Genomic DNA, 12,217 nt, shown 5'->3' on the forward strand with positions numbered 1-12,217 from the left:
AATACATTGAATAAGGAGATCGAGAGATGGAGAAACAACATTTGATTGACATCGCCGCAAAGAAAAAGAAAGCGGCCGTCGTCTTTAAAGACGTCGCAGTGATTGACGTGTACAGTCGTGAGACGATTCGTACAGACGTCGCCATCGACGCAGGATATATCGTGGCTATTGGGGAAGGGTACGATGGAGAGGTCGAGTATCACGATCCGACGTGGACGCTTGCACCGTCCTTTATCGATTCGCACGTCCATATCGAGTCATCGATGGTCCCCCCGCATGAATTTGCGAAAGCAGTCTTACCACTTGGTGTCACAACGGTGATTGCTGACCCTCATGAGATTGCGAATGTGAACGGAGCACTCGGGATTGAGTACATGTTAGCAGATGCGAAAGGTCTTCCACTCGACGTTCGGATGATGCTTCCGAGTTGTGTACCAGCGACACCGTTCGAACATGCGGGCGCAAAACTGTATGCAGAAGATTTGGTACCGTTTTTAGGAGATCCAGGGGTGCATGGCCTAGGTGAAGTCATGGACTATCCATCAGTTGAAGCTGGAAGTGAAGACATGCTTCAAAAGATCGCGCAGACGGAACAAGCGGGTAAAGTGGTCGACGGACACGCATCGGGACTTGGCCCAGACCAATTGAACGTCTATCGTTCTGCAGGAATCATGACGGATCATGAATGTACGACTGCGGAAGAGGCGATTGAACGAGTGCGACGTGGATTCTACGTTCAAATTCGGGAAGGGTCCGTTGCTCGAAACGTGGAGAAGGTGAGCCTAGCCGTTACGGAAAGCAATGCCCACCGCTTCCTTTTCTGTACGGATGATAAGCATTTGGATGACTTGGTCGCGGAAGGTGGAATCGACTACAACATCCGTACCGCCATCAAGCAAGGGGTTAAGCCGGAAACGGCCTATGCCATCGCAAGTCTACATGCCGCAGAGGCCTATGGATTAAAAGAGGTCGGGGCCATTGCACCTGGTAAGAAGGCGAACTTCGTTATCTTGTCAGACGTCGAATCGGTAAAAATCGAACAAGTCTATGTGAATGGTACGCTCGTTGCGGAGAAGGGGAATGCGACGTTTGAATCGGAAGGGATTGAAGTGCCAAAACCGATGAAAGGTGAGCTCGCTTTACCCGAATTGACCGCCGAGTCGTTCCGACTTGCCGCAAGTGAAGAAGAAATCGATGTCATTCAAGTGCTTCCGAACAGCTTGTTGACGAAACGACAGCGTCTCACGTTCCAACCAGACGCATCAGGCGTAGATTTATCGCAGGATATCGCGACGCTTGCCGTCATCGAACGCCATCATGGGACAGGCCATATGGCTCTTGCCCCGGTAACGGGATTCGGCTTGAAACGAGGTGCCCTAGCAGCCACGGTTGCCCATGACAGCCATAACTTGGTCGTCGCCGGGGTCAGCCCGGAAGACATGTTGCTCGCGGCGAGAACTCTTGAAAAAGTAGGGGGAGGGGTCGTCGCCGTATCGGAAGGAGAAGTGCTTGCCGTCCTTCCGCTCGAGATTGGTGGACTGATGACGAAGCGACCATATCGTGAAGTGGCAGAGATTCTGGAACAGCTCAATGATGCGCTAGATGTCGTGGGAGCCCATCGTCATTTCAATCCGTATTTGACGATGTCCTTCCTCGCCTTACCGGTCATTCCTGACTTGAAATTGACCGATATGGGATTGTTCGACGTGACCACGTTCTCATTCATCAACGCTTGACTCGGTCTAACGTATGATTTTTGTTAAGAACCGCCGATAACGATTGAATGCGTGACGGGAAGTTGGTATAGTTACGTCAAGTTTCATCGGGTCAACATTGAAAGGGGGGATATTACAGATGGAACAAGTTGCTTACAATCGGTCGTATGATGAACATGAGGAATTGATCAATTCTGTATATCGTGCTTTCAAGGACCGATGCGAAGAACTACCAGAAGAAACACAGACAAAACGTCGTTTACGACGACTTATTTTCTCTACGATTAAAGAACAGACGAAGTCTCACGCTGACCGATTCGTGTTGTATCACTTCTTCAACGATTTCTTTAAAGCGGTGGAAACGAATGACCAAGAAGCACTCGCTGTCTTGAAGCGAATCATTCGTGATGAAAAAAACTATTGATATGTGACACCAACCTGTGATAATTTAGACGTAACTTTAAATGAATATTCGTGCTATCGATGAGGTAGAGGTGCGATGCTGATGAGTAAGTAGTCGGAGGATGACAACGATGAGGACTACAAAAAGGCAGGATCGCCGAAGTGCAACACCATGTCCGTGGGGTTGTGCTGGGCTGACGGGAAATACCCGTCGGACTGCCATACATATTTACGTATGGAGCGCTCCAAGTCGGCTAAGAAAGACGGAACATCCAGCGAGGGTGTCGGCTTTGTTGCCGATGCCCTCGCTTTGCGTTTTTTTAAGCATAGGGGGGCCTCATCCTAATAAAAAAGGAGGAATTCAGCATGGTAGATTATTCAACATCGGTACTCTCACTCGTACCGGCATTACTTGCAATTATTATGGCAATCACAACACGAAAGGTCATCCCATCACTCGGTGTCGGGATTATCGCAGGAGTCCTTCTCTTGCATAACTTCAATCCAATTGATTCGATTCAATACTTGTGGTCGAACATCATCGCTTTATTCTGGGCGGATGGAGCCATCAACGAATGGAACGTCTTGTTGATTGCGTTCTTGCTCCTTCTCGGGATTTTATCGTCAATCATTCAAACGTCAGGTGGCGCACGCGCATTTGGTGAATGGGCTGCGGCGAACGTCAAGACAGCACGCGGTGCACGTCTCGTCTCATTCGGACTTGGTATTTTGATTTTTATCGATGACTACTTCAATAGCTTGGCGGTCGGAAACATCAGTCGTCCACTCACAGACCGTAAAAACATCTCACGTGCAAAGTTGGCTTACATGATTGACTCAACGGCAGCACCTGTCTGTGTCATCAGCCCGCTTTCAAGTTGGGGTGCATATATCATCGCCATCATCGCAGGTATTTTGGCAAAATACTCGATTGACAGCTATTCGTCATTCTCTGCATTCATTCAAATCATCCCAATGAACTTCTATGCCGTCTTCGCACTACTCTTGACAGCATATGTGGCATTCACTGGACTTGCCATCGGACCGATGCGCACGCACGAACTTCGTGCCCTCCAAGGGGAGTTGTATGATTCGGCAAAAGGAAAGCCGATGGGAATGAGCGAAGATTTACACGAGCACGAAGGTGGAAAAGTACGTGATTTGATCGTACCAATTATCACGCTTATCATCGCGACAGTGTCAGCGATGCTTTACACGGGTGGTCAAGCGCTCGCGGCTGACGGTCAAGACTTCTCGTTGATTGGAGCCTTCGAATCGACAGACGTGACACGCTCACTCGTTGCGGGTGTTGTCATCAGTTTGATTGTCGCATTCTTGCTTCTCATTGGTCGTAAAATCCCAACACGTGACTATGGAAAAGCGGCATGGGAAGGCGTTCGTGCCATGTGGCCGGCTGTCTTGATTCTCTTGTTTGCTTGGACAATCATTGCGGTCATCAGCGACATGAAGACTGGTGAATACTTGGCGAGCTTCGTGACAGATACAATCGCTGCATCTTACTTGCCACTCCTTCTCTTCTTGATTGCCGGAATCATGGCATTCTCGACAGGAACGAGTTGGGGAACATTTGGTTTGATGCTTCCAATCGGTGCCGACTTGATCATGGCCGTTGAACCAGAACTCCTTCTCGCGTCACTTGCGGCTGTATTGGCCGGAGCGGTGTTCGGTGACCACTGTTCACCAATCTCAGATACAACGATTCTCAGCTCAACAGGAGCGGGCTCACACCATATCGACCACGTGGTGACACAATTGCCGTACGCTATTCTTGCAGCGGTCATCTCGGCGATTGGTTACTTGGTGCTCGGGATTACAGCGTCGATTTGGATCGGATTCTTCGCTGCATTGATTTCGTTCATCGTATTGGTTGGAATCGCAGAAGTGATTTCAAAACGTGGGAAAGTACCTGCAGAACTTCGCGCAAAGCGTGAGGCGTGATATATGAAAATGACTTCCATCAAATCGATGGAAGTCATTTTTTATGTGCGGTTGTCACTGCATAAGTGAGACGGTCGAGTAGTTTACCGAGAATGAACCAAAAGGGAACTATGATGTACAGTGATAGGCTGTGGTAATGAAGATGAATGACGTACAAAGAAAACCAAGGTGTCTCGAGCAACCAAAATGGAGGCGAAGTAGATGTGCTTGTCATCCAATCCAGATACATTCATGATGCAGATCGTGACAGCTAATAAGGTGAACCGCAGTGTCAAACTCTTTATAGAGAGACTTTCACGACAGAAAAACCTCCCTGGTCCATGTAGGAATCAAGGAGGTTACAATCATTATTTCACGTCAAGCCACTTGAAACTTGCATCGGCACCGAACGGGTGACGGTACATGTTCTCGATGTTTGAACGCTCTAAGTATGCCTCACCTTTTTGATAAATCGGAGCGATGGCAAAGTCTTCTTCGAGAAGGATGCGTTCTGCTTCTTGCATTGCTTCCCAACGTTTCATCTGATCGGCTTCTTTCTTCGCAGATTGAATCAACTGATCGTATTCGTCATTCGAGTACTCCATACGGTTAAACGGTCCGTCTGTGACCCACATGTCGAGGTATGTCATCGGATCCTGATAGTCAGGGCCCCAACCAGCTGCAGAAACGTCATATTCGCCTTTCCCTTCAAGATCAAGGAAGTTTTTGAACGGTTGCTGTTTGATGTTAAGTGTCAAACCAGGCAAGTTCTTCTCAAGTTCGCCTTTGATGAACTCGTTCACTTTCTTGAACGCTTCTTCGTCACGTGAGAGGAACTCGAGTTCGATTGTTTCAACACCTAATTCTTCTAATCCTTTTTCCCACGCGGCTTTTGCTTCATCTACGTTGTAGTTGAGGAGGTCTGGATACTTCTCACGGAAGTCAGCTCCGTCTTCTGTGAACGTGAAGTCTTTCGCTACGATATAGTTCGCCGGTTGCGATCCATCTGTTAAGATGACATCTGTCACACTCTGTTTGTCGAATCCTTTCGCAAGTGCTTCACGGATGTTGACGTTTTGGAGCGCTTCGTTCTTTTGGTTGAAACGAAGGAAGTTGATTCGAGCATCGGCACGCGTTTTGAACTCGTCGCTGTCTTCGAATTGCGGAACGAATTCAGAAGAGAGGAGCGTGTAGTCCGCTTCACCCGACTCGAACAAGTTGACCCCAGTCGATACGTCTTTTACGACTTTGACGTTGATCGTGTCCATCTTGACGTTTTCAGCATCCCAATATTCAGGGTTCTTCTTGTACACCCATCCTGCATTGTCTTGCCACTCGCTCAAGACGTAAGGTCCGTTATAGAGTGTCTTGTCGACAGATGTTGCGAACTCTTCGCCTTGCTCTTCGACGTACTCTTGTTTTTGCGGCATATACGTTGGGAATCCAGTCAAACCTAAGAAATAAGGAGCTGGTGCTTCCAATTGTACTTCAAGCGTTTTTTCGTCAATCGCTTTTGCGCCGAGGTCGTCGAGCGACATTTCACCCGCAAGGATTTTGTTCGCGTTTTTCAAGTCTTGAAGAATATAGGCATACTCCGCACCTGTTTCAGGATTGAGGGCACGTTTCCAAGAGTAAACGAAGTCTTCAGCTGTAATTGGAGAACCGTCTGACCAGTTTGCGTCACGTAACTTGAACGTGTATGTAAGTCCATCCTCAGATACTTCGACATCTTCGGCAATCCCCGGTGTCGGTTGGTTGTTCTCATCTAGACGATACAATCCTTCGAACACGTTGTTTGTCACGATGATCGATGTCGAGTCTGTTGTCAGTGTCGGATCGAGCTGCGGCAAGTCCGTCGCCGATACCATTGTGATTTCTTTTTTCGCATCGCTCGAAGATGAACCTTCTGAACTTGATGAGTCATCTCCTGTGCTACAAGCAGCCGTCGCCAATAATGCGACCCCCGATAACGCTAACCATTTTTTGTTACGCATCATACAACCTCCCGAAAATTCTGATAATTTAGAATATGTTGTAATTAAACTACATCTGACATGAATATGCAACGGAATTTTTCAAATTATCCGAAAATATAAACTTATTTAGAATGACTATTCATCAATCCTTTCAGGAAGTAGAATAGAAAAATCAACGAATGATTATACAATATTTTTGTATAGTTATTCGTACAGATAGGATAGTAGTGGAGGCGTTAACTTGAAACAACATTCAGCCGGAATCGGCTTTTTCGGTCTTGCGGCAATGGTCGTCGGGACCATGATTGGTGGAGGTGCGTTTAACCTGCCTGGTGCAATGGCACAAGGGGCAGGGGTCGGACCAGTTTTAATTGGATGGGGGATTACGGGTGTCGGCATGATTATGCTCGCCTTCGTGTTTCAGTTTTTAGCAAACACGCGACCAGAGCTAGAAGGCGGAATTTACGCCTATGCCCGTGAAGGTTTCGGGAAGTTTGTGGGATTCAACAGCGGATGGGGGTACTGGATGTCGGCTTGGATTGGGACGGTAGCCAATATCACATTGATTTTCAGTACATTGGCTTATTTTTTTCCTATATTCTCAGCAGAACACCGACTGTTTCGCTTGTTCGTGAGTGTCGTTTTGATTTGGGGCTTATTTTGGCTCATTTCACGTGGGATGCGTGAAGCGGCACTTCTCAATATCGTGACAACGATTGCGAAACTCGTCCCGATTATCTTGTTCATTGTGTTGATCCTATTCGCGTTTAAAATAGATACGTTCCAAGTCGATTTTTGGGGAGAAACAGGGTTTGTTTGGGCGGATGTGTTTCCACAAGTGAAGTCGACGATGCTCGTCACACTCTGGGCATTTGTCGGTATCGAGGGAGCGGTCGTATTGTCATCGCGCGCACGTCACAAAAAAGATGTCGGTCGTGCCACGGTCATTGGCCTGATTGGGACGTTATTGATTTACATGATGATTTCCATCTTCTCGTTTGGTGTCATGACACAGGAGCAACTCGCTGCGTTGCCTGAACCGTCGATGGCATATGTGTTAGAAGCGGTCGTCGGCCCGTTCGGCGCAACATTGATTAACATCGGACTGCTCGTATCATTAACAGGCGCATTGCTCGGCTGGACGATTTTAGCGACGGAGATTTCGTACGTGGCGAGCCGGGATGGGGTGTTTCCGAAAGTATTTCACCGTTTGAATGCGAACGAAACACCAGTGAACGCGCTATTCATCACCCAAGCGTTCACTCAAGTGGTCACGGCCATCGCCTTGTTTTCAGAACAGACGTATCTCGTGCTTTCAAGCATCGCTGGAATCGCAGCACTCGTTCCTTATCTATTCTCGGCACTCTATGGATGGATGGAGGCGAAGCGGGCGACGTCGCTACGGATGATGGTCGTTTCCGGGATTGCCTCGCTATACGCCGCCTGGTTACTCTATGCTTCAGGATTCGAGTATGTCTTGATTGCGATGATTCTATACGCACCTGGCATCTTCGTCTTTCTTTTGGCAGAACGGGAACAAGGACGACCGTTCTTGACCCGTACCCAGTCGATGATTGCCTTGATTATTCTATTATGTGCGACCTATGGCATTTATGGACTTTGGACAGCCGCGATTGCCCTATAAGAAAACTCACCGGCGTCTCAAGCGTCCGGTGAGTTTTTTGATGATCGGAGTAATTGTTCGATTACACTTGGTGAAGCAGGTCTCGCATATAAATAGCCCTGGAAAGAATCGCAATCTGTCGACTTTAAGTGTGCCAACATCTCTTCATCTTCGACTCCCTCTGCGACGACGTGGAGATTTAAACTCTTCCCAAGATGGACGATGACATCGAGGAGATGAGATTTGGACGCCATCCAATCATCGAGAAAGACTTTATCGATTTTGAGTTCATCGACCGGGAAGGACTTCAAATACTGCAAGGACGAGAAGCCTGTTCCGAAATCGTCAATCGACAGTCGATAGTTCAAGCGCTTGATTTGTTCCATGCGTTCGATGATTTCATCAGTTTGTTGCATGACAAGACTTTCCGTGATCTCCAAAATGACGTCTGCCGGGTCGAGCTGGAGTTGTTGCTTGATGTTTCGTAACGTATTCAAAAAACTGTCGCTTCGGAATTGATTAGGCGAAATGTTGATTGCCATCGAGAGCGGTTGATCGAACTCGGTTTTCCAGGCTTTCAGTTGTTTCGTTGCCTCTAAGATGACCCAGTTGTTGATGGGAACGATGAGTGCCATCTCTTCCGCGAGCGGAATGAACTCTGAAGGCGGAATTTGTCCCAGTTCGTCGTGATGCCAACGAAGGAGTGCCTCAAAACCGATGAGCCGGTCTGTGGCGAGTTCATACTTTGGTTGATACTCAAGATAAAAATGCTTTTCTTCAAGGGCTCGGTACATCGCCTTCTCAATATGGATTTGTCTCGAGAAAGCGGCATCCATATCTTTTGTCACAAATTGAATCGTACCGACGCCGATCTGTTTCCCTTTGAAGAGGGCACTTTCAGCACGTGTATACAGTTCCTCGAGTGAACTTGTCGAAGACGGATAAAATACGCATCCGATCGAAATCGATACCATGATGGAGTGATGGTAAATCCGGAACGGACGTTGCAGTTCGTGTTGCAGATGTCGGAGTACTTGGAACACTTCTTCTTTCGATTCCTCGAAGAACATGACACCGAACAGTCCGCCCGTAGGATGGAATAAAAGAGCGGACTCCGGAATGAGATGCAGTGCGCGCTCTTTGATTTGGATGAGAAGTTCGTTCCCAACGCGAGACCCGAATGACTCATTGATAATTTTGAAGCGGTCGATATCAAACAAGGCAATATGAAGGAGACCTTCTCGCTCATCGATTTGTCGAAGGATTGAGTCGTAGCGACGTAAAAACCCTTTTTTATTATAAAGTCCGGTCAACTCATTTTGATAAGCGAGGAACTGGACTTCTTTTTCAAGACGCTTCTTTTCCGAGACATCAAATCCGAATGCGGTATATTGAATCACTTCATTCTTCTCACTAACAATCGGTACGACGGTCAAGTTAAGCCAACACGGCTCTGACTCATGTTGCTTACAGGAGATCGGCATCTCACCGTTCCAAATCCGATTGGTCGCCAGTGATTTTAAAACGTTACGCGAAATCCCGTCTTGTTCACTTGAATCATGAATGAGTTCGAACCATTCGCGTCCGATTAGCTGTTGCTCCGTCGCATCGAGTAGACGGCATAACGAAGGATTGATGTCTACAATCTCGCCTTTCGCATTTGTCGCCAAGTAATGTGTGGACTGTTTGATCATCTCTTGAAAATGATGAAGTAGATTGAACTGTTCTGTACTGATGAGCGGTCCAAATCCTTTTGGGAGAAACGCTAAAAAATAACCATAGATCCCTTCGAGCGAAAAAGATTGCAGGTAGGCAGTCGCATAGATGACGGAGCCATCTTTATGTTGAAACGGCGTCATCGCCGTTGTCGAGAATGGATATTGAAGGAGGAGCGGAGACCATGTTTCGAGAGCATGATCTAATTGCCGGACGACCGGCAGCGGTTGATGGAGGACTTCGTCACGTTCCCAGCCGAATAAAACTTCGGCATGCGTATTCCATAATAGGACCGTACCATCTTGAGAAATATAACAACACGGAACAGATAAAGCATCGATGAATTCATCTACTGGTAAATCACGCAATGAAGCCACATCATTTCCTCCAATCTGTCATGCTAAATGCATATTCTAATGTCAGTGTACCTGATTTTGCCAATTCAAGGAATGCTTAAGTTCGTCATTGTCAAAAGAAAGAGGGACGTCATATACTGAAAGAGTAAGATAGTTTTGAATAAGGGGGAAACAATATGTCAAAAACACATGATGTGATTGAATTGACAGAGAAGTTCGGGGCACATAACTATCATCCACTACCGATTGTTATTTCGGAGGCGAAAGGGATTTGGGTAACCGATCCTGAGGGGAATCGCTACATGGATATGTTAAGTGCATACTCTGCTGTCAATCAGGGACACTGTCATCCAAAGATCATCCAAGCGCTTAAAGATCAAGCGGATAAGATCACGTTGACGTCGCGCGCCTTTTATAACGATCAACTCGGACGTTTTTACGACAAAGTGGTAACGCTTACAAAGAAACAGATGGTGTTACCGATGAACACGGGTGCAGAAGCGGTCGAGACGGCCGTGAAGACAGCACGTCGTTGGGCATATGACGTGAAGGGCATTCCGGGACAAGCGGAAATCATCGTCTGCTCAGGAAACTTCCATGGACGGACGATGGCTGCTGTGTCGATGTCGACAGAAGCGGAATATCAGCGTGGATTCGGACCATTATTGCCAGGGTTCAAAGTTGTGCCATACGGTGATATCGACGCGTTCGAAGCGGCGATCACAGAGAATACAGCTGCGTTCATCGTTGAACCGATTCAAGGGGAAGCTGGAATCATCATTCCGCCGGCTGGTTATTTGAAGCGGGCATCTGAGCTCTGTAAAGAACATAATGTCCTCTTCGTCGCAGATGAAATTCAGTCTGGACTTGGTCGTTCTGGAAAGTGGTTTGCCATCGAGTGGGAAGACGTCACACCGGATATGTATATTCTCGGAAAAGCACTCGGAGGCGGAGTCTTCCCAATCTCATGTGTTGCAGCTGATCAGGAGATTCTTTCGGTCTTCAACCCAGGCTCGCACGGGTCGACGTTTGGTGGAAACCCGCTTGCTTCGGCTGTCTCCGTCGCGGCTCTTGAAGTGTTAGAAGAAGAAAACCTACCGGAACGTTCGCTAGAACTCGGGACGTACTTCATGGATCGCTTGAAGTCGATCGACAATCCGATGATTCGTGACGTTCGCGGACGTGGACTCTTTATCGGCATTGAGTTGACGGAGTCGGCTCGTCCTTATTGTGAGGCGCTAAAAGAGCGGGGACTTCTCTGTAAAGAAACACATGAAACCGTGATTCGATTGGCACCACCGCTTGTGATCACGAAAGAAGAACTCGACCAAGCATTCGAAGCAATCGAAGCCGTATTGGCTCCCGCAGCTATTTCGTAAGAAGCGTCAGCTTGGTATAATGAAGTCAGTTCAATCGACACCTGCCTAGCAGGTGTCTTTTTCGTGGAGGAGGAGTTGGATGATTTACATATATGTCGGATTGGCAGGGGCGGTCGGTGCTTTGGCACGCTATGGCCTTGGTATGATGATCGATTCGATTGGACCGAGCGCATTCCCGGTTTCGACATTGCTCATCAATCTCAGCGGTAGTTTTTTATTAGGGTGGTTGACTCACATGTTTCTTCGAACGGGTAAACTTTCTCCTCAATTCGTCACGATTGTGGGGACTGGAATGATTGGTTCCTTCACTACATTCTCCACGTTTAGCGTTGAAACGATTCGATTATTAGACGAAAGTCGGATAGGGTTGGCGCTTCTATACGTCTTTTTGAGTATCACGCTTGGACTCGGGAGCTCATGGCTTGGTTATCGTGTCGGCGTGAGACGAAAAGGTGAGGTGAAATAGAGTGACAATCATGTGGATTGCGACAGGTGCCTTTTTTGGTGCGATGTGTCGTTTTGCTATCGGTCAACTGATGAAACGGTGGTCTGATTCCACCTTTCCATTTGCAACATTATTCGTCAATGTGTCGGGTTCGTTTGGTCTTGGGTATTTATATGCCCACACGAGCCATCCGTCGCTCCTTCTCTTTTTAGGGATTGGATTTTTAGGGTCGTTTACGACGTTTTCGACTTTGAAACTTGAATTGATGCGGTTTGCGACAAAAGACTGGATTCGATTCGGACTTTATCTCCTTGCGACATATCTGTTTGGAATACTGGCTGCTTATATCGGATGGTCAATCTAAAACAACGCCCCTTCCATTTCGAAGGGGCGTTGTTTTATTCTGCAAGTTGAAGCTTCTCGGTACATGAAGCACAAGTCGTTTCGTATGACTCGCACTGTTCATCCATATGCTTCCCGCATTCCTGGCACGTTTTGTCCGGTAGTTTTTGATAAAACTCGACAGATGATTCGAGTCGGCTTGCCCATTCATTCATATGAAAATGCCTCCTTCGTAGATGTGTCACGGTATTGGTTGTTGTCATGATTGTATTATAACAGATGGAATAAAGTCAACTATAATATATAACAGATATATTCAGGATT

Annotated in this window: 10 protein-coding genes and 1 riboswitch; of the genes, 7 read left to right on the forward strand and 3 right to left on the reverse strand. The window is 47.3% G+C overall.

Translation table 11 applies throughout. From position 1 onward, the window contains the following. Positions 1–26 precede the first annotated feature (26 nt). The 3 genes from ade to OKS35_RS12760 all read left to right on the forward strand — a co-directional run bounded on the left by ade (position 27) and on the right by OKS35_RS12760 (position 4,076). Positions 27–1,736: an adenine deaminase gene (gene ade / locus OKS35_RS12750; protein ID WP_214784702.1), complete on the forward strand. Its 1,710-nt coding sequence runs from the start codon at positions 27–29 to the stop codon at positions 1,734–1,736. Positions 1,737–1,854: 118 nt separating this feature from the next. Next, complete coding sequence (locus OKS35_RS12755; protein ID WP_015880753.1) at positions 1,855–2,139, forward strand: hypothetical protein; 285 nt, start codon at positions 1,855–1,857, stop codon at positions 2,137–2,139. Positions 2,140–2,196: 57 nt separating this feature from the next. Next, a riboswitch (Lysine riboswitch) is annotated at positions 2,197–2,371 on the forward strand. A gap of 112 nt (positions 2,372–2,483) precedes the next feature. Further along, positions 2,484–4,076, forward strand: a complete 1,593-nt coding sequence (locus OKS35_RS12760; protein ID WP_214784705.1) for a Na+/H+ antiporter NhaC family protein — start codon at positions 2,484–2,486, stop codon at positions 4,074–4,076. Between the two features lie 347 nt (positions 4,077–4,423). Here OKS35_RS12760 and OKS35_RS12765 read toward each other — a convergent pair whose 3' ends face one another. Then, on the reverse strand, positions 4,424–6,049 hold the full coding sequence (locus OKS35_RS12765; RefSeq protein ID WP_159563514.1) for a peptide ABC transporter substrate-binding protein: 1,626 nt from the start codon (positions 6,047–6,049) through the stop codon (positions 4,424–4,426). Between the two features lie 223 nt (positions 6,050–6,272). Between OKS35_RS12765 and OKS35_RS12770 the strand changes: the two genes are divergently transcribed. Further along, complete coding sequence (locus OKS35_RS12770) at positions 6,273–7,676, forward strand: basic amino acid/polyamine antiporter (protein WP_214691460.1); 1,404 nt, start codon at positions 6,273–6,275, stop codon at positions 7,674–7,676. 17 nt (positions 7,677–7,693) lie between these two features. Here the strand turns inward: OKS35_RS12770 and OKS35_RS12775 are convergent, their stop codons facing one another. Beyond that, the gene (locus tag OKS35_RS12775; protein ID WP_264093199.1) at positions 7,694–9,748 is read right to left on the reverse strand and encodes a bifunctional diguanylate cyclase/phosphodiesterase; all 2,055 of its coding nucleotides are present in this window, start codon (positions 9,746–9,748) and stop codon (positions 7,694–7,696) included. Positions 9,749–9,903: 155 nt separating this feature from the next. Between OKS35_RS12775 and OKS35_RS12780 the strand changes: the two genes are divergently transcribed. The 3 genes from OKS35_RS12780 to OKS35_RS12790 all read left to right on the forward strand — a co-directional run bounded on the left by OKS35_RS12780 (position 9,904) and on the right by OKS35_RS12790 (position 11,915). Beyond that, positions 9,904–11,106 (forward strand): ornithine--oxo-acid transaminase, encoded by a 1,203-nt coding sequence (locus tag OKS35_RS12780; protein ID WP_015880758.1) that lies wholly within the window; start codon positions 9,904–9,906, stop codon positions 11,104–11,106. Positions 11,107–11,185: 79 nt separating this feature from the next. Beyond that, positions 11,186–11,572: a fluoride efflux transporter CrcB gene (gene crcB, locus OKS35_RS12785; protein WP_078146292.1), complete on the forward strand. Its 387-nt coding sequence runs from the start codon at positions 11,186–11,188 to the stop codon at positions 11,570–11,572. Positions 11,573–11,582: 10 nt separating this feature from the next. Further along, positions 11,583–11,915 carry a fluoride efflux transporter FluC gene (locus OKS35_RS12790; RefSeq protein ID WP_015880760.1) on the forward strand — a complete coding sequence of 111 codons (333 nt, stop codon included), beginning with the start codon at positions 11,583–11,585 and terminating at the stop codon, positions 11,913–11,915. Positions 11,916–11,949: 34 nt separating this feature from the next. On the opposite strand, the gene yhfH is transcribed toward OKS35_RS12790, so the two are convergent. Then, positions 11,950–12,108 (reverse strand): protein YhfH, encoded by a 159-nt coding sequence (gene yhfH, locus OKS35_RS12795; RefSeq protein WP_015880761.1) that lies wholly within the window; start codon positions 12,106–12,108, stop codon positions 11,950–11,952. Positions 12,109–12,217 lie beyond the last annotated feature (109 nt).

The sequence above is a fragment of the Exiguobacterium sp. N5 genome, assembly GCF_025842465.1.
Taxonomy (GTDB): domain Bacteria; phylum Bacillota; class Bacilli; order Exiguobacteriales; family Exiguobacteriaceae; genus Exiguobacterium; species Exiguobacterium profundum.